At 43.1% G+C, this 22,494-nt stretch carries 18 protein-coding genes; 10 read left to right on the top strand and 8 right to left on the bottom strand.

Going from position 1 to position 22,494, the window contains the following annotated elements; all coding sequences use genetic code 11:
* Positions 1-13 precede the first annotated feature (13 nt).
* Together D6V41_RS11985 and D6V41_RS11980 are read right to left on the bottom strand one after the other, a co-directional pair.
* Positions 14-601: a thymidine kinase gene (locus tag D6V41_RS11985; protein WP_136251760.1), complete on the bottom strand. Its 588-nt coding sequence runs from the start codon at positions 599-601 to the stop codon at positions 14-16.
* A 100-nt stretch (positions 602-701) separates the two neighbouring features.
* Complete coding sequence (locus D6V41_RS11980) at positions 702-2,960, bottom strand: acyl-CoA dehydrogenase (protein WP_136251759.1); 2,259 nt, start codon at positions 2,958-2,960, stop codon at positions 702-704.
* Between the two features lie 378 nt (positions 2,961-3,338).
* Between D6V41_RS11980 and D6V41_RS11975 the strand changes: the two genes are divergently transcribed.
* The 6 genes from D6V41_RS11975 (at position 3,339) to D6V41_RS11950 (ending at position 8,047) form a co-directional block, all read left to right on the top strand.
* Positions 3,339-4,130, top strand: a complete 792-nt coding sequence (locus D6V41_RS11975; protein WP_136251758.1) for an outer membrane lipoprotein-sorting protein — start codon at positions 3,339-3,341, stop codon at positions 4,128-4,130.
* Between the two features lie 81 nt (positions 4,131-4,211).
* Positions 4,212-5,405, top strand: coding sequence for a hypothetical protein (locus tag D6V41_RS11970; RefSeq protein WP_136251757.1), 1,194 nt, complete (start codon positions 4,212-4,214; stop codon positions 5,403-5,405).
* A gap of 56 nt (positions 5,406-5,461) precedes the next feature.
* Positions 5,462-6,028 (top strand): outer membrane beta-barrel protein, encoded by a 567-nt coding sequence (locus D6V41_RS11965; RefSeq protein ID WP_136251756.1) that lies wholly within the window; start codon positions 5,462-5,464, stop codon positions 6,026-6,028.
* Between the two features lie 102 nt (positions 6,029-6,130).
* Positions 6,131-6,388 (top strand): DUF3081 domain-containing protein, encoded by a 258-nt coding sequence (locus tag D6V41_RS11960; RefSeq protein ID WP_136251755.1) that lies wholly within the window; start codon positions 6,131-6,133, stop codon positions 6,386-6,388.
* 127 nt (positions 6,389-6,515) lie between these two features.
* Positions 6,516-7,448 carry an LpxL/LpxP family Kdo(2)-lipid IV(A) lauroyl/palmitoleoyl acyltransferase gene (gene lpxL / locus D6V41_RS11955; protein ID WP_136251754.1) on the top strand — a complete coding sequence of 311 codons (933 nt, stop codon included), beginning with the start codon at positions 6,516-6,518 and terminating at the stop codon, positions 7,446-7,448.
* A gap of 2 nt (positions 7,449-7,450) precedes the next feature.
* Entirely contained in the window at positions 7,451-8,047 is a 597-nt protein-coding gene (locus D6V41_RS11950; protein ID WP_136251753.1) for a TcpQ domain-containing protein, read from the top strand.
* Here the strand turns inward: D6V41_RS11950 and glnE are convergent.
* Positions 8,019-11,000 carry a bifunctional [glutamate--ammonia ligase]-adenylyl-L-tyrosine phosphorylase/[glutamate--ammonia-ligase] adenylyltransferase gene (gene glnE / locus D6V41_RS11945; protein ID WP_136251752.1) on the bottom strand — a complete coding sequence of 994 codons (2,982 nt, stop codon included), beginning with the start codon at positions 10,998-11,000 and terminating at the stop codon, positions 8,019-8,021. The genes D6V41_RS11950 and glnE overlap by 29 nt on opposite strands.
* Before the next feature lie 358 nt (positions 11,001-11,358).
* On the opposite strand from glnE, the gene D6V41_RS11940 reads away from it, so the two are divergent.
* Positions 11,359-12,267 (top strand): DUF350 domain-containing protein, encoded by a 909-nt coding sequence (locus D6V41_RS11940; protein ID WP_136251751.1) that lies wholly within the window; start codon positions 11,359-11,361, stop codon positions 12,265-12,267.
* A gap of 57 nt (positions 12,268-12,324) precedes the next feature.
* Here the strand turns inward: D6V41_RS11940 and D6V41_RS11935 are convergent, their stop codons facing one another.
* Entirely contained in the window at positions 12,325-12,660 is a 336-nt protein-coding gene (locus D6V41_RS11935) for a GIY-YIG nuclease family protein (RefSeq protein WP_136251750.1), read from the bottom strand.
* A 49-nt stretch (positions 12,661-12,709) separates the two neighbouring features.
* Here D6V41_RS11935 and hldE point away from each other — a divergent pair, with 49 nt between their 5' ends.
* Positions 12,710-14,140 carry a bifunctional D-glycero-beta-D-manno-heptose-7-phosphate kinase/D-glycero-beta-D-manno-heptose 1-phosphate adenylyltransferase HldE gene (hldE, locus tag D6V41_RS11930; protein WP_136251749.1) on the top strand — a complete coding sequence of 477 codons (1,431 nt, stop codon included), beginning with the start codon at positions 12,710-12,712 and terminating at the stop codon, positions 14,138-14,140.
* A 408-nt stretch (positions 14,141-14,548) separates the two neighbouring features.
* Positions 14,549-15,622: an XrtA/PEP-CTERM system-associated ATPase gene (locus D6V41_RS11925; RefSeq protein ID WP_136251748.1), complete on the top strand. Its 1,074-nt coding sequence runs from the start codon at positions 14,549-14,551 to the stop codon at positions 15,620-15,622.
* A gap of 35 nt (positions 15,623-15,657) precedes the next feature.
* Here D6V41_RS11925 and D6V41_RS11920 read toward each other — a convergent pair whose 3' ends face one another.
* The 4 genes from D6V41_RS11920 to D6V41_RS11905 form a co-directional block, all read right to left on the bottom strand.
* Positions 15,658-17,382, bottom strand: coding sequence for a TonB-dependent receptor (locus D6V41_RS11920; RefSeq protein WP_136251747.1), 1,725 nt, complete (start codon positions 17,380-17,382; stop codon positions 15,658-15,660).
* Between the two features lie 7 nt (positions 17,383-17,389).
* A complete protein-coding gene (locus D6V41_RS11915; protein WP_136251746.1) occupies positions 17,390-18,379 on the bottom strand; it encodes an XrtA-associated tyrosine autokinase in 990 nt (329 codons plus the stop codon).
* Complete coding sequence (locus D6V41_RS11910; RefSeq protein WP_136251745.1) at positions 18,376-19,953, bottom strand: XrtA system polysaccharide chain length determinant; 1,578 nt, start codon at positions 19,951-19,953, stop codon at positions 18,376-18,378. Before D6V41_RS11910 ends, D6V41_RS11915 begins: the two co-directional genes overlap by 4 nt.
* A gap of 125 nt (positions 19,954-20,078) precedes the next feature.
* Positions 20,079-20,672, bottom strand: a complete 594-nt coding sequence (locus D6V41_RS11905; protein WP_421907808.1) for an XrtA/PEP-CTERM system exopolysaccharide export protein — start codon at positions 20,670-20,672, stop codon at positions 20,079-20,081.
* Between the two features lie 319 nt (positions 20,673-20,991).
* Here D6V41_RS11905 and D6V41_RS11900 point away from each other — a divergent pair, with 319 nt between their 5' ends.
* Entirely contained in the window at positions 20,992-22,407 is a 1,416-nt protein-coding gene (locus D6V41_RS11900; protein ID WP_136251743.1) for a TIGR03013 family XrtA/PEP-CTERM system glycosyltransferase, read from the top strand.
* The last annotated feature ends 87 nt before the right edge of the window (positions 22,408-22,494 follow it).

The raw sequence follows: 22,494 nt of genomic DNA, 5'->3' as shown, positions 1-22,494 counted from the left end.
GAATTGAATACAACTAAGCCGCGTTAAATCCTGTTTTATCGCTAAAATGCTTGCGGCAAAGCGAAACGTAGCGTTCGTTGCCGCCAATCTCAATTTGCGCACCGTCTTGAATCACGTCGCCGTGCTGATCAAGTCGTGCAACAAAATTGGCTTTGCGCCCGCAGTGACAAACGGTTTTTAATTCAGAAAGTTTGTCTGCCCAGGCGAGCAAATAATGACTACCCTCAAAGGTCTGTGCTTTAAAGTCGGTTCTAAGGCCGTAGGCGAGTACGGGAATATCAAGTTCATCAACAATCTTAAGACATTGCATCACTTGCGCCTTTGTTAAAAACTGGGCTTCATCAATAAACACACAACCAAGTGGCGTGTTAGCGTGCAGGCTTTTCACTTCTTCATACAATAGGGTCGATTCTGAAAACAAATGCGCAGGTGAAGACAATCCAATTCGTGAGGCGATTTTGCCCGTTCCAAACCGGTCGTCAAATGAAACGGTGAATAGCGCAACATTCATACCCCGCTCTTTATAGTTATAGGCTGATTGTAAGAGCGAAGTGGATTTACCCGCATTCATTGCAGAGTAATAAAAATAAAGTTGCGCCACCTAGTTTCCTTTTATACTGATTTAATTTTGGATCATCCATAAAAAAGGGCACCAATTCAAGTGCCCTATTTTTATTTTACGCCTACTCAAAAGCAGGTGCTTATGCCGCATCGGCTGCCTTGTTATTACTATTTTCAAGGCCGCTGTCTTTAAGTGTATTAACGTCCACCATATCAAAGGTGAATTCATCGACTCGAACCGCTAGCTTGCGTTTCTCATTGTAGTCTAGCAAGCTTGTCAGTTCGCTTTGCGTTAGTTCGTTCGCTTCAAACAGCTTGTTCACCGCATTTTCAAACGATACAAATGGCACCACTGGCGTTTTGCGAAGTGCTTTTTGTACTTTTGATAATAAAGGAAGCACAGCATGTTTTGCTTTAAATGCTTGCTCATTAATATCGTTTCCGTCGCCAGCAACTGGCTTCACAAGATGCGTCAACTGCCGTTTAATGCTTGAATCCTGAAGTGCCGCAGTGGACAGCTCTCGTACCAAATCATCGCTAATGCCACTTACCGATGTGCTGTAAGTATTGGTAAGCACGCGCATGAGTACGCGAGTTGGCGCGTTCGGGAAGTTCGCAACAAAATCGACAATCGCTTGCTCACCCTGTTGAAGTGACCATTCCATCGCATATTTGAAAAATGGCAGAGCCTGCTGACGGTTTTCAACACGCTGCTCGTAAAAACGGACGGCCGCCATTGACGCATATACATAAGAAATCACATCACCTAAACGCGCTGAAAGAAGCTCCGCTTTTTTCAAGTCACCACCGAGAACCAATAGTGACAAATCCGCAAGTGGAGCCAGTTTTGCTGAAAGTGCATTTAAACGTTTTTCGTAAGGACGCACTTCTGGCAAAGCCGATTCTTTATTTCGCATAAACGGTAGGTAACTATTTGCCATACTGCGAAATGCATTTTTAACGCTGAATTTAACGGTTTTACCTAAAACAGAATTGAACTGCGCATCTGCACTTGAGTCATTGCTGTGAATTAGATCTACCATTTCTTTCAAATAAGGATGGCAGCGCATTGCACCTTGACCAAAGATCATCAGATTGCGAGTCAGAATATTTGCACCTTCCACCGTAATCGCAATGGGAAGCGCCATATAACCATTTGCCAAGGTATTCTGCGGTCCGCGTTGTATTGCTTTACCCGCCTGAACATCCATAGCTGAATTCATAACATCACGACCTAACTCTGTCATGTGGTATTTGGCAATGGCTGTTACAACAGATGGCTTAATTCCTTCGCCCAAGCCCTCTGTGGTTAGTACTCGCATGGCTTCTAGCAAAAAGGTTTTGCCAGCAATATCCGCCAGCTTTTCCTGAATTCCTTCAAAGCGGCCAATCGGAAGACCAAATTGCTCGCGAACAAATGAATATTCAGCCGTTGATTTAAAGGCAGACTGCGCCGTAGCAACACCCATCGCAGGCAATGAAATACCGCGACCGGCACCCAAACAGCTAACTAACATTTGCCAGCCTTTACCGATGTTTTTCTGGCCTCCAATAATAAAGTCCATTGGAATAAATACGTCTTTACCCCGAGTCGTACCGTTATAAAATTTCATGCCCATAGGGTCGTGTCGATTGCCTAGCTCTACGCCCGGGTGAGATTTAGGTAATAACGCACAGGTTATGCCCAATTCGAGCTTGTCACCAAGTAGCTGGTCTGGGTCAAATACTTTAAATGCCAAACCTAAAACAGTGGCAATTGGCGCAAGCGTGATATAACGCTTGTCCCACGATACGCGCAAGCCAACTACTTCTTCGCCTTCCCACTGTCCTTTTGTCACAATGGCAGCATCAGGAATTGAGCCTGCGTCAGAGCCTGCTTCTGGACTGGTAAGTGCAAAACAGGGAATGTCATCACCCACCGCAAGACGTGGCAACCAGTAGTTCTGTTGCTCTTGTGTACCGTAGTGCATAAGTAGCTCACCTGGGCCTAAGCTGTTAGGAACCATTACGGTCACAGCAATCGCGCCACTGCGAGCAGCGATTGTGGCAACAATCGTTGAGTTGGCATAAGGACTAAATTCCAAACCGCCAAACTTCTTGGGAATGATCATTGAAAAGAATTTTTCTTTACCTAAAAACGCGAGAACATCTTCTGGGATGTGCGTTGCATTTTGTAGCTCAAAATCGTCAATCATTTCGAGTAGGGTTTGCACTGGACCATCCAGGAACGCTTGTTCATCTGCGGTCAAGGTCGCTTGAGGCAACTGACGCAATGCATGCATGTCAGGCTTACCCTGATAAATGGATGATTCAATCCAGACATCGCCCGCATCGAGTGCTTCCTGCTCTGTAATTGAAATAGGAGGTAAAACTTTTTTTAGCTTTGTTCGAATACTCATCGTAACTTATCCGCTCATCTGACCAGTTGAATAAACCTATGAAAACACAAAATTTGCTCAAGGTCAAAATTTAAATGGCATAATAAACGTTTATTTTTTATACAGTGCAAACTACGCTTAACAGATAGCGTTTTGATGGCTTTATTCTGTACAAAATTTGATGGCTTTATTCTGTACAAAAGAAGAAAGGCAAATTCAAAGTGCGTGGCACGGTAAGCGGAAAATTGAACTTAGAGTGCGCATTTAACTCCAATGCGCCGCGCACTTGGCAAGTAGTTTGCTTCGTTCACAATAGATAGTTTGCAATAAAGTAGTTCGCAACACCTGAATCACATCAATACCAGAGCGTGTTGTCACAATATTAAATAGAGGAAAGTTATGTCATTAAAATGGCGCTTCGCATTTAGTTTTATTCTAAGCATGTTGCTTTTTAGTCACAGCAGTTTCGCTAAAGATCCTGAGAAGGGTCTGGAAATAGCAAAAGAAGTGAAGGCGCGTGACCGAGGCTGGGTAGATACCGCTGCCGACATGCAAATGATCCTGCGAGCCAAAGATGGGCGAGAATCTGTAAGAGAGATACGTGTAAAAACGCTTGAAGTTGAAGGTGATGGTGACAAGTCTTTGACGATTTTTGATAAGCCGCTTGATGTAGCGGGCACTGCCTTTTTAAGTTTTTCGCATATTGAAGGCCCTGACGAACAATGGATCTTTTTGCCAGCGGTGAAGCGCGTAAAACGCATTGCGACACGAAATAAGTCCGGTCCATTTATGGGGAGTGAATTTGCCTTTGAAGACATGGTTTCTTTTGAAGTAGAAAAATTTGACTTTGCCTACTTGCGCGATGATGTGCTAGATGGACGCGAGATGTTTGTTGTAGAGCAAATCCCAAAAGACGAGTACTCTGGTTACACCAAACAAGTCGTTTGGGTCGACAAAGAGCATTATCGTGTGCATCAAATTGAGTTCTACGACCGTAAAGACGCGCTTTTGAAAGTTCTTACACTTAGCGATTACGAACTATATGAAGATAAGTTCTGGCGGGCCATGCGTTCGGATATGGACAATGTGCAAACAGGAAAGAGCACAACCTTAATAGTGGATGATATTGCATTTAAACAAGGCCTGGATGAAAAGGACTTGGATAAAAACGCGCTCCGCCGAGCTAAATAAACGCAGGGAAAATAGGGGCTGAGCCAAATTAGGTTTCAGCCAATTGCGCTTTTAATTATTGACTGTTAAACAAGGGTTTACATGCTTAGCAAAAAATACTTCTTCTCTTTCTTAGCGTTTGCGATTTCTTCTCAGGCGTCAGCAGAGCTTGCCTTTTCAGGTAGTGCCAGTCTGCAGCAACGCAGCTTCTTGCAAGATCCCGCTTACCTTAATCAAACCAGTAGTCAGGCTTCACTTGCTTTTGAGCCGACGATTGAAAGCGCAGTAGGGGATAGCGGCTATTTTAGTTTTAAAGGTTTTGCCCGAGCTGATCAGCGCGATTCAGAGCGCACGCATGTAGACATTCGCGAAGCGCTTTACGCTCAATACTTTGATAACTGGGAAGTGCGAGCAGGTATAGGTAAAGTATTTTGGGGGCAAACCGAGTCTTTGCATCTTGTGGACATCATCAACCAGACAGATTTTGTCGAATCGATTGATGCAGAAGATAAGCTAGGCCAGCCCATGGTAGACATTCGCTATCTTTTAGATACCGGCACAATTAGCTTTTTCATTTTGCCTTACTTCAGAGAAATGACCTTTCCGGGAGAAGATGGTCGTTTACGCGGTATATTGCCGGTGGACGTGGATAATCCTTTATACGAATCGGACGATGAGCAAAGCAATATTGATTTTGCTGTTCGCTGGCAGCAATCCTTTGGCAGCTTAGAGTTTGGACTGGCTTATTTTGATGGTACGTCTCGATTACCGCAACTACTGCTTAGACAAAACGAAGCCGGCGATTTTGTGCTAAGCCCTAAATATAATCTTTTACAGCAGGCAAGTATCGACGCTTTGTACGTTTCAGGCTCGTGGCTATTTAAGCTTGAAGCCATCCATGGAAACACGCTGGATGAAAACTTCAGTGCTTATGTAGCAGGCTTTGAACGCACCATTGTTGATTTTGCGGGCTCAGGTTATGACTTGGGCGTTCTGATGGAACATCAATACGATGAGCGTGATGAAGATCCGCTTATTTTTGGACAAAACGACTTAATGCTTGGCGCCAGATTGCAGTTTAACGATTTTGCAGGCTCTGAGATGTTATTTGGCTTTGTTCAAGACCTGGAAGAATCGTCGAGCTATTCAGCCTTTATTGAGGCATCAACACGGCTTAGTGATCGCTGGCGCCTGGAGTTTAATGGTTACTTCTTCTCGAGCGATGAAATCAGCGACCCGCTTTATGCTTTACGCAGAGACGATCATTTTACGCTGCAATTGGAATATTTTTTCTAGGCGCTTAATTTCAAATCAAACCAATAGTCCTTATTACACACTTTAAGAGAGCAAACATGAATCGTTTTTTATTCACACTCGCCATTGCCTTGATTGCGGTTTTCAGCGTTTCAAACGCTAAGGCAGACACCAAGTTTTACGGTAATATAAGCGCAGGTTATGCATATAACGAGCTTGATGAGTACGAATTAGATAAAGTCAGTTATAAATTTGGAATTGGCTATGAGTTAAGCAGCCGATGGATGCTTGAGGCGAATTATCAGCACCTAGGTGAGCTAAATGCCGGAGACAGTTTGCTTGAAGAGGGAAATAGCGAAGGTAATCAGAGTGCAGAATTTTCGGCCATCAGTATATCTGCTCTTGGCAAGGCAAGAGGCACATATGGCGAACTATTTTACCGATTGGGAGTAGCCCGCGTAGATGCTAATTTGCGCGTTCGAAATGCAGCTTGCCCAACCTCAATCTGTGATTTTAGTGAGAGTCTAATGGCAGGTGTTGTGGGCGTGGGATTTGACTTTTTTGCCTATGAAAATGCCATGTTGCGCTTTGAAGTTGAGCATTTGCAGGGAGAAGAGGATTTTACGACCAATGCTGCCTATATTGGCGTGCGCCTTAACTTCTAAGTGTTTAAATTTATAAACAGCCTGAAGTGTCAATTTATTTTGATCTTGGCGTAGTCTTTACACGAATCAATAATAAGCACGCTTTAGATATAGGAGATTCACTTGAAAAACGAACTGGATAGCAAATTTTTGCTTCGTGTATTTGACAAAATTCAGCAGCATGGCGATCACAAAGAGGATGCGTACTCACTCGACGGTGTAAAGGCATATACCGATTTTGATGGCTATACTGTTTATATGGAAGACGCTTTGGTGAAACTGCGCTTTGGCTTTCATAATCAGTATCATTTTGACTACGATTCTAATGCCCATTATGAAGCATTTGAGAAAAAACTGGTCCATATTGATAAAACCTATTGAGCCCGGTGAATAGGTTCATTGGCCAATTCAACGCTTTAGACTTAAAAACGAGCCGCTAAGCTTCATTCACAAATTAAGCAAATAAGTGTTACTATTTACGCCTGTATTATTAATATGAAATTCCCTCTTGTCTCGACATTCTGTTAAAGCCCCTAAATTTGAAGCGCGTTTTTTACTCCCTAATTTCTGGCACGTTTGGCTTGGCGCAGGCATCCTTTATTTGCTGACTTGGCTTCCATTTAGACTAATACAGTTGCTCGGCAAAAGCTTTGGCAAACTGCTGGCGGTATTAGCGCTTAAACGCGTTGCCATTGCCAAACGCAACCTTGAGTTGACCTTTCCCGACTGGCCTCAAGAAAAGGTTGATGCGGTTTTTAAGGCCAATATTGAACGCACGGGCATGGCTTTGTTTGAAACGGCAATGGGCTGGTGGTGGCCCGACTGGCGAATACGCAAGCACTCTGAAATGGAAGGGTTTGAGTACATCGAATCGGTTCTTAAACAGGGTAAAGGTGTATTTGGCTTAGCCATTCACAATGTCAATCTGGAGTTTTGCTGCAGGGCAATTGGTTACTACCATCCGAGTATCGCGTTTTACCGGAAACATAACAATCCGCTGATGGATTACTTTCAGTATCATGGTCGGAATCGCTCAAATAAATATATGATCCACAAGCGCAATGCACGTGCGTTAATTGAAGCGCTGAATCAGGGCGAACTGTGTTTGTACTTACCCGATCAGGATTATGGGAAAGGCCAAAGCACATTTGTGCCTTTTGGTGGTGTTCAGCATACCGCAACAACGACCGCCACGCTTATGTTTGCTGAACGCAGCGACTGTATTCCTTTGCTCATTAGTCCGCAGTACACCAAAAACGGATATAAAATAAAATGCTATCCAGCAATTGATTATTTGGCCGATAAGAATAAAGAGCGTGCGCTCACAAGGCTAAATGAAGATATATTGAGGATGGTTGAAGAACAACCTGAAAGCTATTTGTGGATGCATAAGAGGTTTAAAACGCGACCAGAACAGTCGCCTCAATCTTTGTATGAGTAGTAATGGGATTTTGGGCAAAACGAATTTTCTTAATATGCTTAGTGATTGCCGGTGCAATTGCCGCAATACTTTACATGCCACAAGCTGAAAAACTGGATGAAAATGGCAATCCCATACCAAAACGGTCCATCGAAGAAAACATGGCCGCATTTTATGAAGAGTTTAGTCTGGTCTCAAAAAGCAAAATTGAAGAAGAGTATGGCGAATTTGTTATACCCTTAGAGATGTCAGAACAGCCAATTGCCCAGCAACTTGGCGCATTAAACAAACCCCTGGCGCTACTTAGGGAAGATTTTAACTGGCGCGGCGAATATAAAACGCGTCCTTTCGCTCAAAACAGCACGCTTATGGGCAATGCTAATGCCTATGTTTCAGAAGCGGGTATGGAACTCATCTGGCATTTGAATCAGGATTTTATCGTCCGTCACCGCTTCTTATCTGAGAATAATATCGCCGGTATGCTTCAAGAACTGGCAAGCGCGATTGACGCTAACTTTACCCGTAGCGTCGATGTTTACTATTGCGCACGTCAACGAGTAATGGTCATTACCGACCAGGATGATGATGTGCTTAAATCGAATTGCCAACAACTTGACTAAAGAGCCCGTCATACGCTGTTTTCACTTTCGCAAGTACCTGCGATAAGTTACTGGAGGGCGTTGCCAATTCCCGTCCAGATAGCTGGATCCGGTGACCTAAATGCCTCAGCCATAAATAGCTTCGTTTTAACTCTTCAGCCAAGTGCGCATCAATAATATGCTCTGAAGCTAAATCATCCAAAATACGTAAATTGTCTGACCAAGTGCTCAAACGCGGATGTTTGCATGTATGGTTCAAAATCCAAAATTGCACCATAAACTCTATATCAACAATTCCTCCTTCACATTGCTTAATATCTATATCTGATTGGGTACTCTTATTTAAATGTTCGCGCATTTTAAGGCGCATTTTATGCACATCTTCTAAAAGCGATTCGGCATCCCGGGTGATGGATAGAATTTGATGACGAACACTGATAAAAGCTTGTCGAAGCGATTTGGAGCCATATACGCATCGCGCACGGACTAGCGCTTGGTGCTCCCAAACCCACGCACTTTTTTGTTGATATTCAGCAAAACTATCAATGTGTGAGATAAGCAATCCTGAATCACCTGAGGGGCGAAGTCGCAAATCAATGTCGTATAACTGACCATTATACGTTTTGGTGACGCAATAAAAGGTAATACGCTGAATAAGCTTGGTGTAAAACGCCAAGTGGCTTAGCGCTTTGCGCGTGCCGCTTTCATCTGTGCTGCCTTCACGCTCGGAATCAAACAAAAATACAACGTCCAGGTCGGAACCGTAGCTAAGTTCAATACCGCCAAATTTACCATAAGCAATAATGCCTAAACCGGTGTTTTCTGCATCGCAGTTACAAGGAGAACCGTATTTTTCTGTGGTTTCGCGCCATGCGAGATTAACCACCTTTTCAAGAATGACTTCTGCCAAAATACTTAATCTGTCGCTCACCTGATTGATAGCGATGGTGCCAACAATATCGGCGGCAGCGATACGCAACTGAAATGTGTGCTTAAATAGTCTAAGCGTATCCATGATTTGTTCAACGTCATCAGGCAACACCCGCAATAGCAACTGATTTAGCTCGTCCATGCATTGCGTACGGTAGTCTTCTAAATTGCTTTCGTCAGTTTGCAAATAAACAGGGTGAAGCAATTCATCGAGCAAAATTGGATGCAGCGCGATTTGCTGCGCTACCCAATAACTTTTTTCACACAGTTTATATAGGCGTTGGCGCACATCTGGGTTTTCTCGAAGTAAGTCCAAATAGGTGACTCGACCGGTTATGGTTTGCAAAATGTTGAACACACCGCGAACTTTATTATCCAGGTAGTGTTGCTTAAGTGAGTCTTTCTCTGTCGGATTGGTGTCGATGAGTAATTCAGATAGCAACAAAGGCATAAGCTTATTAACAGACCGAATCCCTCGTTCACTTAAGCCGCTGACCTTTACCTTGTGTTGGAAGTCGATGATTTGCTGAGCCAGTTCACTTGACTGCTTTTCAACTGCGTCCGGGTTGGTGAGATCTTTAACAAGTGGTAGCAACAAGGCGTCAATTTCTGCCTTATCCATCTCAAGCTCCCACACGTCATCAAATATCTCCTTGGCATCTGACTGATTCTTCACATCCTTACTATGATGTGAAGAATCATGATGCGGGGAGCTTCTTTCATTAGCGTCTTCTATAACGCTGTTAAAAACATCGTGGATACGAGACATGCTTGCAAAGATGCACTCAGTAAGTTGTTGGTAGCTCTCGAGCCCGACCAATTCAGCTAGCCTTTTTTGCTTGCTTGAATCACAAGGGAGCGTTTGTGTTTGTTCATCGTTAAACATCTGCAAAAAGTGCTCGATGCGCCTGAGATAAAGATAATCTTCACGCATTTGACTGTATGTGGCGTTTGGTACGAATTCTTGTTCTTTTAACGCGAGCAAGCCTTTTAAGGTGCTGGACGTTTGACATTCTACCGTGCGCCCGGCATGAATTAACTGTAGTGCCTGCACAAAAAACTCGACTTCTCGGATACCGCCTTTTCCTAATTTGATATTGTCGTTTAGCTGACGCCGCTTTACTTCATTTTCAATTAATCGCTTCATTTCGCGAATGGCGTCGATGGTGGTGAAATCCAGGTATCGTCGGTAGGTAAATGGATGAATGATGTCGCGTAATGCTTTGGCTTGCGCATTATTTTCAGGGTCTGCATTGATGATGCGCATTTTTTGCATAGCGTAGCGTTCCCATGCGCGCCCTTGCTCTTGATAGTAAGACTCAAATGCCGCATGCGGCATCACTAAAGGCCCCGATTCACCCATGGGACGAAGCCGCATATCTACCCGAAAGCAACGACCATGCTCGGTTATGGTATCGAGGCAGTGAATAAGCTTTTGAGCCAGTTTTGTGAAAAGCTGCTGATGACTGAGCGCACGTTTTGAGCCTTGCGTTTCACCAGCAAAGGGATAGGTAAAAATTAAATCAATGTCGGATGAGAAGTTAAGTTCCTTTCCGCCAAGCTTGCCCATTGCCAAGATTTGTAAATGCTGAGGACTTTGGCTGCTTTTTTCGTATATCGGGCTTCCGTACTTTTCAATAAACGCCTGATGCAACCAAAAATAGGCCGAATTGATTATGGTATCGGCAAGTGCAGACACCTCTATCATTGAGTCTTCAATGCTCTGCTCGTTTAGCAAGTCATAGCATGCGATAGCGGCCATTTCGGCATGCCTGAATTTCCGCAAAGCCGCCATTAATTTGGATTCATTTTTTACATCAACAGCGATTTCGTTTAGCGCGCTCTGCAGCTTTTCTCTGTAAAAGTTGCCAATATGATCTGCGCGACTTGCTTCATCATTGCTTGCATACGTGTCTATATAGCTGCCTAAATCGACAAAGGCGTCCAACAACGCGTCTGACTGTTGCTCATTCACACGCGAAACAAATTCGCTGTAGCTAAGGGCTTTGCGTATGGAATCTTTCGCATTATTTATATCAGGCATGGCTTGCTCAACTTTTTAGATTTTGTGGTATGTGTCACAGTACAAGATTGATTTTACTGGAGCAGGTAAATCGCTTTTACGAGTAGCAGCACCGTCTAAAATAAAGACGCTTCAAGCTCATCCATGAGGCGCTTGACGAAAAACATCCATGTTTTTCGACACTTTATTTTAGACGGTGCTGCTACTCTTTCGCGATTACGACCTGCTCCAATAAAATCAACAGACCCTAATAAACGTCACTCATCAAAGCTTGCTTTGCTTTACTTTGCTTAGCACCTTAAACTATTTCTTTTTTACTCGCTAACTTGATTTAACACGACTAATTTTACAGAGGCAAGAAGCCTCATAACAGGTGTATATGGAACAATTGATTCAACTTTTACCTTTTTCTACCAGTGTATTGGTTTATTTGGCAATAGATGTGGCTATCGCAATTGCATTGTTATTTGCCATTAGAGCCTTATCGGGTGTTATGGTTAAAGCCAGTGTACGAGACGAATTAGGCAAGCGAGATAACTTTGCTTTTGGCATTAGTTTAGCAGGGCGGATGTTAGCACTTACTATAGTGCTTTCTGCGGTAGTGGGGCGTCATGTTGGCTTAGGGTACGAAGTGGCCGCGATAGGCATGCTTCTATTTGGTGGCCTGGGAATTGTGCTGGTAAAAATTGGCCGCTTGGCGCACGACAAGGTAGTGCTTAATCAAGTTAACAAGAACGAGATGATCGAGCAAAAGAATGTGTCGGTAGCGCTGGTAGATGCAGCAAGTGCAATTTCATCAGCGATCATTACAAAGGCAATTATAGAGTGGGCGCAAGGTGCCGACATCAACGCCTTTGTGGCAATTTTTACAAGTGTAATTGTGGTTATTGCTGTTTTGCTCTTTGCCACCCGGGTTTATGAATATCGCTATGCTGAAAGTAATCAGGATACGTCTTTTCAAAAAACCTTATGTACCGGTCAAATCGCGCTTGCGCTGCAACATAGTGGCAATCTCATTGGAATTTCGATTGCGGTATCTGCTGCCAATAAATTACTTATTTACGAACCGCAATCTTACGTCAGTAATGTGACAGGATGGCTTATTCTTGGGCTTGTTCTCGCAGGAGCGTTAATGTTGATGACCTCTATTTGCAAGCGTCTGGTGCTTGCTGGCGTCAACTGGAAGTCTGAGGTGTCGTTGCAGCACAACATTGGCATTGCCAGTATTGAAGCCGTGTTAGCGATAGGAATTGCGCTTTTATTTAGCAATATTTTTGTTAGCGCGTAACTCATTGAATAATTCAGAGCCTAGCTTAAGCTAAGCAAAAATTTCGCTAAAGTACTTTCACTTACAATCGACCAATTGTGTTAGAGGATTGTGCTCAAAAGGGATGGAAAGCTGTTGGTTGATAATACGCTCTTTGATTTTTCTGCGTTGCTTTTTTAGCCAGATTTCAGCTTTAAGCGCATCAGAGTGAGAATTTAAAACGCAGACAAAGCGTAACGAAAGCGGCGCTTTGCCTCGCAATGCCTTGGCCGTTTTAGCAGACTGATCACAATGTTCTTTATAACGTCGGCGTACATCAGTTGTGATACCCGTGTACAAGTTTCCATGTGCCGTCTCAATGACATATAAAAACCATGAAGGCGAGGTGCTTTCCACCGTCGCAATTTTTGTCATCGCTGTTATACTCCGAGCTATGTTTTATTTGGTGGCATATTACACGTAGATGGCACAAATTCCAGAATTTACACAAAGCAAACTTCTCATTGTTGGTGACGTAATGCTTGACCGCTATTGGTCAGGTTCTACCGCGAGAATTTCACCCGAAGCTCCCGTTCCAGTGGTAAAAGTAGGTGATATCGAAGACAGACCGGGCGGCGCAGCAAACGTCGCTGTAAACGCGGCAGCACTAGGCGCAACAGTGACCTTGCTGGGCTTGGTAGGTTGTGATGAGTCTGCAAAAATTCTTCAAACGCAGCTGGAGGCGCGAGGCGTAAGACCTGATTTTAGCGAAATAAAAGACAGAGATACCATCACTAAGTTACGGGTCATGAGTCGCAATCAGCAGCTTATTCGTCTTGATTTTGAAAAGCCATTCGATGATGTTGATAAAACAAATTTACTTAATAAGTATGCACGTTATGTCGAACAAGCAGACGTTATCGTACTATCTGACTATGCCAAAGGCTGCCTGTCTGAGGTAAAACAGCTGATTGAATTCGCCAAAGAAGCAGGCAAACCTATAATAGTCGATCCCAAAGGAAACTCATTTGAGAAGTACAAAGGCGCAACCGTTATCACGCCAAATATGAGTGAATTTAGCGAAGTGGCTGGGGAGCATAATAGTGAAGCCGAACTTCAGGACCTTGCCGCGCAGTTATGTCATCGACTTGATCTCAAGCACGTATTACTCACGCGCTCCGAAAAAGGCATGTCATTGTTTGACCGTCAATCCAGCGCTTACCATCTGCCAGCTTTGGCAAAAGAAGTATATGATGTAACGGGGGCAGGGGATACCGTGGTATCTACCTTGGCTTGCGCCATTGCATCAGGGCTGGACATGCGTTTGTCTTGCCAGTTAGCAAATCATGCTGCTGGTGTTGTAGTTGGAAAACTGGGCACTTCTACGGTAAGCACAACGGAGCTTGCGCTTGCACTTAATTCTCACAAGTCTATTGATGGCGGAGTTATGAGCGAAGCGCAGTTAAAAATGGCGGTTAGCCAGGCAAAAGAACGTGCTGAGCGTATTGTTTTTACTAACGGGTGTTTTGATATTTTACATGCTGGGCACGTAAGCTATTTAAACGAAGCTGCATCTTTGGGCGACCGATTGATTGTAGCGGTCAATTCTGATGCATCTGTCACCGCACTTAAAGGACCCGGACGCCCGGTAAATAACGTGTCTCGACGAATGGCCGTACTTGCCGGATTATCTGCCGTTGACTGGGTGCTTGAATTTTCTGAGGAAACTCTGCAGCGACTCATCAGTGAATTATTGCCAGACATCTTAGTGAAAGGCGGAGATTATCGCGAAGATGAAATTGTTGGAGGCGCTGAGGTCAAAGCAAATGGCGGAGAGGTTAAGGTGCTTGGGTTCGAAGATGGTGTATCTACCACAGGCATTATTTCGCAGATTATAGAAAAAGGCGGACGTTAGAAGAATTATTTTGGTGAAATTGACGCAATAAATCGTTTTAAAAGACAAATTGAGTAATGCTATGTCACAAATGAAAGTGTCAAAAAACAGGGATGTTTTTTGTCAAGCGTCTCACGGATGAGCTTGAAGCGGCTTTCATTTGTAACATAGCATTACTCATCAAAGCGATTTAAAACGATTTATTGGTCAATTTCATCATCCAAATTTGTGTAAATCATAGATAGCCTTAATTGCTCGAAGATTATACAATTAAGGCAACGGAACGATGAGTCGTCAATTGCTCAAAAAAGATTGCGTTGTGTCGCCGCTTTTCGCGTCAATTTGACATTTAAGCATAGCACTCTAGAGCGTCGCTTAAGCTTGTTATTAGAGTAGGTGTCGCAAGCGTAATCATCAAGGGATTTAATTATGTACGAAAGCTACTATGGCTTGAGCTCCAAGCCATTTCAATTAACGCCTGACCCAAGCTTCTTCTTCGAAAGTAAGCTGCATAAACGCGCTATGTCTTATTTGCAGTATGGCCTCTCGCAAGCAGAGGGCTTTATTGTAATTACAGGCGATATTGGTACAGGCAAAACCACCATTGCCAATAGTTTATTGGATAAAATCGCAGAAGATATCTATCCGGCACAAATCGTCACGCCAAAATTAACGCCTGACGAATTAGTAAAAATGGTGGCGTCCAAATTTCACCTTCCGGTTGAAGGCCGCTCCAAGTCAGATTTACTTGAAAGTATTCAAATTTTTCTTGAACAGTTAAATGCCAACGGAAAGCGAGCTCTATTACTGGTAGACGAGGCTCAAAACCTCCCGCTTGAAACAATCGAAGAGCTGCGTATGCTTTCAAACTTTCAGCTTGACGGAAAGCCTTTGCTACAAAGTTTTTTACTTGGACAGGCAGAATTACAACCCATTTTGCGTGCGCCAAATATGGAGCAATTCAGACAGCGTATTGTTGCCTCATGCCATTTGACCCCGCTTAGCCGGGATGAGATGAAAAATTATATCGAGCACAGATTGCATCATGCTGGGTGTGATAAAGAAAATTTAATATCAGACGAAGCGCACGATTCAATCTACAGATTCACCAACGGTGTGCCTCGAAAAGTAAATACCTTGATGGATAGAGTTTTACTTTACGGCTTTTTAGAAGAGCTCGAAATTTTTGATGCCAAAAGCATCAGTGAAGTAATCGAAGAAGTGAAAGGTGAAATGTTTGTTAGCAAGGCGCAGTACGATGGCGTGACACCTAATCAGGAAGCCGCTCAAACGCAAACGCCTCTTAGCTCACAACCTGAGACTGCCTACCTAACTCCTAATGGCAATAAGATTCAGGAAGCTGCGTACTATAAAGAAATGCTCGGAGAGCTTGTAGACGCGCTTGACGATGCCATAAAGCATAAAATTAAACTCACGCAATACATCGATAAGATGCTCAAGCAAAAATATCAGGCTTACGTCAGGCTTAAAAAAGAAGAATAACAGGCTTACAATGAGTAAGCCTGTACTTATTTACGTTAGCGATTAGAATCAAATTCGTAACGAATACTGGCAGTAATTCGGCGGTCGGTTAGCGGGCCGTTGATGCCTTGTATGTTGCCACCGCCGATGTTACCCACACCCGGTTCATTATCTCTATCAAGATACGAAAATCCAATCGAAGCGAACAAGCGACGAGTCATTCTGCGTTCAAATTCTATGGACGCCTGTTTGATAACTGCGTCAGTTAACCCTCGTTCTGGGGTAGTATTTTCTACATCGGAATAGCTGGCATCCAAGATTAAAACTGTTCGGGGGCCGATATCAATAGCCGCACCCAAACGACCTAACAATATATCTTGATCCCTTGCTATTTCAACTTCTTCATTAGAGCTTTTACTAAGGGCAGCGGTTAGCGTGGTTCTTCTTACATCAACGGAGGTTTGCGCCGTCCAGGCTTTTCGAATGACTACTCTGTCGTTCAATTCAAAATCGTTTGTAATTACAGGGACCAGTATGTCATCAGGGCCTAGATCACTTTCGTTTATTTCATCGGTCAAACTGCAGTCTGAAATATCTGTACTGCCGTTTGCGCAAATCAGTAGACCTGGCTGCTCAACTAAAAGCAACTGGGAGTTTGCCAGTATATTTTCATTGTAGGTAATACTGGAGCGCCAGTTCCGAAGATTGTGGTTTAGGCTTAAGCTACCACTTTCACCAAAGAAACGCCGCCCGTAATTACCACGGATACTTGTTCGTGAAGTGAATGCCCAATTTACGTCGACTGATAAAAAGTCGTTTTCCTCGTCTTCCTCTCCATTGAGACCTTCAGTAGTAGAGCGGTTCCAACCTAGTTCGATGTAGCGATTGTTTCTTGGTTGCCATGCAAAACCGACGCCGTACGAATAAAATTCACGTAGCGCGCTACCTTGTTCACCACTCTCTTCTCTTGCGAGGTCGTTATTCTCGTACGAACCTAAAAGTTTAATAGCGAAATCGCTGATTAAATTTAAACCTAATTTGGCGTTATAGTATTCGCTGGTAAGGTCCTGAAAGTTTTGTCGCTCTGTACGATTATAACTACCGTCAAAATTATAAGTAACTGGCAGTGTAGCAATGCCATTTTCAATCCTGATTGAAGCATTAAGAAAATCGTTATCAAAATCATTGCGAGCAAGGGGGTTATCTTCGCCTGGGTCACTTTCAGTTTCACTACTGGTTTTACTGGCAGAAACATTCGCGACTACGCCAAAGTAATCTCCGGTTGGAAGATTGAAATTTAACCCCGCTGACTGCAGATCAACCTTGGTTAAGTTATCCGCATTAAGTAGAAAGTTATCAACTAAGAAAGACTGCGCCGCCAGAGAGCGATATGAACGAGAGGCTCTTGCGTTAAAATCCAGTAAATTCTGAACAATTTCATATCGACCCGACGCATTATAATTCGTGTAATTGTTCGTTACATCATTGGAATCGAGAGAGCGCCGAACGTGATTGTGCTCAGCATTTAACAAAAACTGTAAGTCTCTTGCTTCGTAAATTGCAGTAAAAAAAGGTGAAATAATGATATTGTCTGAGTCAATCTCTTGCGAGCGTTCTATATCATCTACCGTTTGAATTACGTATTCAGCCTCAACTCCCGCTCTCAGATCCAGTTCGCGAGCCTGAGAAAACGTGGTAAAAAATGCACAAGAGCAGACTACATAAACTAAGCTATGCTTGGCAGGCCTTAAATAATCGAATTGTGTGCGTCCTTTACTCATCATTTCCTTATTCGCTTTCTCTGTCGGCTCCATAATAATTGTAGCCGTAATATCCACCTGCTTCAGACGAGCCGATGGTTTTATTTACCACAAAACCTATCGCCATATCTGGGTTCAATCGCTCAACCGACTGCTGAATATCGTGCAATTTGGAGCGACCTTCTTCTACTACAATGACTGCTTGTCCAGCAAAGCTTGCCAGTACTGCCGATTCATTAATACCTATAATTGGAGGCGTATCAATAATGACTATTCTGTCCGAATAGCGCGTTGAAAATTCATTTACGGTGTCGTTCATTATGCCACTTGCCAATAGCTCTGTTGACAAATGGTGAGAACTACCGGCTGGAATAATTCGCAGTTTAGGTATATTTGTACGATACATTACATCGCTAATATCGTCTGTTTCTGACAATAAATAGTCCATTAAACCTTTCTGCTCAGGCACACCTAGCGTTCTTAACACATTAGGTTTTAATACGTCAGCATCTACTAATAAAACGGTTTTATCTTGTTCTGCGGCAATGCTCATCGCTAGATTTATCGCGGTGAAGGTCTTACCTTCAGAGGGGCGTGCACTTGAGACCATAATAATATTGCTGTTTGGTAAGGTCTTGGACAGCGGGCCAAAGGCATTCTGGATGAGTTTGCGTTTAATTTCGCGATATTCTTCGTTAATTTGTCTACGAGCATTCGTGAGAGTGACAAAGCCGAGTCTTTCCAATCGGTCCAGGTCTATATCTATTCGATTTGTCGACTTCTTGCCACCCGTTTGAGGCTTATGCTTCTCTTTTATGACGGACTGCTCAACAACTGCATCATTTACTTGCGTTTCAGATAATGCGGCTTCGGTATTTGAGGATGAAGTTGAGCCTTCAAGCTGCGTTGAATCAATCGCCTTCTCAATAGACGTATTTTCGTTTGCTTCTTGCGCTGCCTGTTTTGCGGCTTCTGCTTCTCTTTGGCGCTGCAAGGCTTTTTCTATAGTACTTTTCATGATATCACCTTGCTCAATACATCAATATTCATAAAGTCAGCTACCACTAATACGCTATACATAAATAAAATTGCGCCAGTTGAAGCAATAAATACCAACATGCGAGTTCGATTACGTTTTCTGATTTCATCCGCTTTCAAATGGGTTACTGCGCCCAATATTGGGAAACCTGTCATAGTAGTAAGTTGCTTCCCTCTTACTAAAACCGGCGTAAGTTGACTGAGCAAAAACGCGATTGCAATCCCAGCTCCAAATCCTACGATTAATATGCCGGTGTAAAATATAAAGCGATTAGGCCCGGTAGGCTCAGTAGGAACTAAAGGAGGTTGTATAATTCTAAATTGCAGATCGTCAGACGACACGGCAGCGCGCTCAGTAATATCCGCAGACTCTTTTCTTGCGAGTAATTCTTCGTATTTCTGCTTGATGATGTCGTAGTTCCGGTTTCTAGCCATTCCTTCTGCTTCAATTTGAGGCACTAAATCAATTTTATTTTGAAGGTCGGCAATCTTTTCCACAAAGCTCGCTTCACGAACCTTTAAAGAAGCGATTAAGCCTTCGAGCTTGCTTATTTCAAGCGTAATTTCCTGATTGAGCGGATTGAGGGGAATGTTATCTTCTCCCACTTCTTGACTGAGAAAGGCTTGTATTTCTTTATCGCGTGCATCTTGTAAAGATTCAAGCAAGGTATTCGTTTCAACGACGTCAGGATGTTTTTCCGTAAATCGTAGCTGCAATTCGTCTAATTTTTCTTCAAGGCTTCTTATCCTTTCGTCATAACGCGTCGTTATTACAGAAGAAGAATCATTATCACGCACCGAAAAACTATCGGATGCTTTTCTAGCATTGGTTAAACGCGATTTTAATGAATTTGCCTGCTGCTCTGCTTCTCTTATTTGTAAGCGTGTTTGTGCCAATTGCTCATTAACACTTTGCAAATTGCTGTGGAAAGTTCCTTGAAGAGGCAGAATATCAGCATGCTCTCTTTGAAAGTCGGCTCGTTGCTGTTCTGCTTCTGATAATCTCGCTTCGTATTCTGCAATTTGCTCATCTAAAAAACGAGAGGCAGTATTAGAGTCACGGCGATTATTCCCTAATGAACCTTCTACAAATATGTCGAGCGTTTCTTGCACAACCGTTCGCGAAAGCTGTGGACGTCTGGATGAATATGAAATGGTATAAATGTTATCCCTGCCGGTTGAACGCAATTGAATGTCATTCGTTAGCTCTTGAATCATCTCCTCATATTCAATGTCCGTCGTTACGGTAATATCAAGATCTGACTCACGCGCAATTTTTTCAATGTTGTCCCGACTCAGCAGCGTTTTTGCCATCATCTGCACTTCTTGTTCCGGGTTGGTGTAAATTGATATCCCTGATAGCAAAGGCGCAAGCATTGAGCGCGTGTCTACAAAGACTTGCGCTCTAGATTCGTACACGTCAGGTAAATTTGCCACATAGACAAATCCCAAAGGACATATTAGCCAAGAAGTAATGATAAGATACCGCTTACGTATCCAAATCCCTCGGATATAATCCAGCACCATCTGGATTGTTTGTTGTAAATCTTGCATTTAATTTCTCAGTGACCTATGTCGTCAAAAGTAAAGCCAAAAATGTTATTACAATAAAAGCCAAAAAACCTTCAAGCGTTTAGTTGAACGCAGACTAACGCTAAAAACGCTGAGTGGCGCTTAGCCTAGAACCAAGCTTCTGGAATAATAACGATATCTCCAGGAAGAATATCCACGTTTTTAGTTATGTCGCCATCGCGAATTAAGTCATCGATATTAATGTTGTAAGTCGTTTGGCGTCCATCTACCACGCGTACCAGCTTTGCGTTGTTCCCATTTGCAAACTCTGTTAATCCGCCTACAGCGATCATCAGGTCCAACAAGGTCATATGCTGAGTATAATTGATTGCTTGTGGATTCGTTGCCTCGCCAATCACTCGAACCTGCTCACTGAAAGGACCAACAAAACGGCTAACAGACACTGTTACACGGGGATTATTGATGTACGTTGACAACTGCTCTTCTAATTGACGAGCCAGCATAGTGGGTGTGCGTCCGGCAACTTCAACGTCTTCAACCAGAGAAGTAGTAACCTTACCGTCTGGGCGCACAACAAAGCTGCCAGATATTTCTGGGTTACGCCATACAAATATAGACAATTGGTCACCCGGGCCTATCAGATAGCGATAGTCATTTACATCAGTTGTTAATGAAGCACGGGAGGTCGCACTGGGGAGGTTGTTATTGCTTGAACACGCGCTAATTGCAAACGCGCCCATTAATATGCCTAAAGCAAAAAGAACTCGTTGCGAGTGTGTCATATGATTTTCCTTAATATATTCGCTTTGTTGCCTTAAGAGGCGTAACCTGTTGTTAGTTCAGTAAATTATAAAATATGTTTACCACGAACTAGACATTCAAACTGAATGCATGAAAAGTATGCACTAAAAATATTATAATTTCATCAAAAAGTAGACCTAATATAGTTTTATAGGCAAGCTTATTTTTCTATAATGTTTCGCAATTTTAATCTAATGCCGATAGACTGCCAACGCAAATCAAATAAAAGCAGTTTGAAAGTAAAGGAATATAAGTCTTATGGCTCAGTTGAAGCAGTCTAAATCTGGTCGCTCTCACAAGCTTGTAATATGCGAAGCCGCCATTATTGCTTATGTTGCCTATTTCGCAGCACTTGGTCTTAAATGGTTAGACATTATTTTTTCAGCTCACACCAGTGTGACTTTTTTCAATGTCAGCATTTTTACCATTTCTGTTGTGCTCATAAATTTATCGGTTGGCTTATACGAAGAACGTTTGAGAGAATCATTTAGAGGCATCATCAGGCGGATTTTTGTCAGCGTTATTCTTAGTTTCTTCGCCGTTGCCATCATTTCAAATGTGCTGCTTCCGGGCTTTGCGCCTCATCCTCTCTATGCGCCCACCGCTGTTCCCTTAATTATACTAGCGCTTGTTATTTTTCGATATTTCATTCACAACACTGATGCCTTTTATAAAAAGCCTAAAATTTTGGTACTCGGGGCAGGGGTGAGAGCGTCGGTAATCGAAAAGCGAATGCGACGAGACGTGGATCGTGCCAACTTTCATTTACTCGGATTCGTGCCAGTAGCAGGGGACGACGCGCAAGACGGGATTCAGAACGAAAAGCGTATTGAGCTCGATATGAAGGGTGAATCGTCTCTTCAAGAATTTATATCGGAAAACGAGGTCGCCGAAATTATTGTTGCTTGCGACCAGCGTCGCGGTACTTTGCCAGTCAAAGCCCTGTTTGACGCGCGATTAAAAGGGGTGAGAATAACCGATTTGCTTGATTTTATGGAGCGTGAAACCGGTCAAATTACGGTTGATCTTATGTATCCAAGCTGGGTCATGTATTCCAATGGCTTTCAGTCGCAAAACTATTTTAGAGAGCTTGCCGATTTTTGGCTCAATATTGGTCTGGCTATTCTCTTGTTAATTGTTACGTGGCCAATCATGCTGATCACAGCAATTATTATCTATTTAGATGATGGCAGGAGAACCGGTGCATCAGTGCTTTATAAACAAGAGCGAGTAGGGAAGTACGGTAAAAGCTTTTATATTCTTAAATTTAGAAGTATGCGCCCTGATGCGGAAAAAGACGGCGCAAAGTGGGCATCTAAAGATGATAACCGCGTGACAAAAATCGGGTCCTTTATTCGTAAGTACCGCATTGATGAATTACCGCAGTTATTTAACGTAGTTAAGGGTGAGATGTCATTTATAGGGCCACGGCCCGAGCGACCAGAGTTTGTTGAAAAACTTATCAAGGAAGTCCCGTATTACGAACAACGACATAACGTAAAGCCTGGCCTGGCGGGCTGGGCACAATTAAATTACCCTTATGGTGCGTCTGTAAAAGATTCCCTTGAAAAATTAAAGTTCGATTTGTACTACGTTAAACATCAGTCGGTTTTGCTTGATTTACTCATATTGGTGAGAACGGTTGAAATTATACTTTTTGGAAAAGGGCGTTAGGGATGACTGTGAACCAGCAAGCGCAAGACCAAACTGATAATCAGGCCAACAATAGCAAAGAATTTAGCTCACGATCAGAGCCTGTAG

Origin of the sequence: Ningiella ruwaisensis, from assembly GCF_004798935.1 — a bacterium.
GTDB classification, from domain to species: domain Bacteria; phylum Pseudomonadota; class Gammaproteobacteria; order Enterobacterales; family Alteromonadaceae; genus Glaciecola; species Glaciecola ruwaisensis.
The sequence above is the reverse complement of the archived record's forward strand: the minus strand, read 5'-3'. Positions and strand labels throughout refer to the sequence as shown.

Coding starts and splice junctions, on each gene's coding strand:
- D6V41_RS11980 (WP_136251759.1), bottom strand. CDS start 2,960: ATGAGTATTCGAACAAAGCTAAAAAAAGTTTTACCTCCTATTTCAATT.
- D6V41_RS11975 (WP_136251758.1), top strand. CDS start 3,339: ATGTCATTAAAATGGCGCTTCGCATTTAGTTTTATTCTAAGCATGTTG.
- D6V41_RS11970 (WP_136251757.1), top strand. CDS start 4,212: ATGCTTAGCAAAAAATACTTCTTCTCTTTCTTAGCGTTTGCGATTTCT.
- D6V41_RS11965 (WP_136251756.1), top strand. CDS start 5,462: ATGAATCGTTTTTTATTCACACTCGCCATTGCCTTGATTGCGGTTTTC.
- D6V41_RS11950 (WP_136251753.1), top strand. CDS start 7,451: ATGGGATTTTGGGCAAAACGAATTTTCTTAATATGCTTAGTGATTGCC.
- glnE (WP_136251752.1), bottom strand. CDS start 11,000: ATGCCTGATATAAATAATGCGAAAGATTCCATACGCAAAGCCCTTAGC.
- D6V41_RS11940 (WP_136251751.1), top strand. CDS start 11,359: ATGGAACAATTGATTCAACTTTTACCTTTTTCTACCAGTGTATTGGTT.
- D6V41_RS11935 (WP_136251750.1), bottom strand. CDS start 12,660: ATGACAAAAATTGCGACGGTGGAAAGCACCTCGCCTTCATGGTTTTTA.
- hldE (WP_136251749.1), top strand. CDS start 12,710: ATGGCACAAATTCCAGAATTTACACAAAGCAAACTTCTCATTGTTGGT.
- D6V41_RS11925 (WP_136251748.1), top strand. CDS start 14,549: ATGTACGAAAGCTACTATGGCTTGAGCTCCAAGCCATTTCAATTAACG.
- D6V41_RS11920 (WP_136251747.1), bottom strand. CDS start 17,382: ATGAGTAAAGGACGCACACAATTCGATTATTTAAGGCCTGCCAAGCAT.
- D6V41_RS11915 (WP_136251746.1), bottom strand. CDS start 18,379: ATGAAAAGTACTATAGAAAAAGCCTTGCAGCGCCAAAGAGAAGCAGAA.
- D6V41_RS11910 (WP_136251745.1), bottom strand. CDS start 19,953: ATGCAAGATTTACAACAAACAATCCAGATGGTGCTGGATTATATCCGA.
- D6V41_RS11905 (WP_421907808.1), bottom strand. CDS start 20,672: ATGGGCGCGTTTGCAATTAGCGCGTGTTCAAGCAATAACAACCTCCCC.
- D6V41_RS11900 (WP_136251743.1), top strand. CDS start 20,992: ATGGCTCAGTTGAAGCAGTCTAAATCTGGTCGCTCTCACAAGCTTGTA.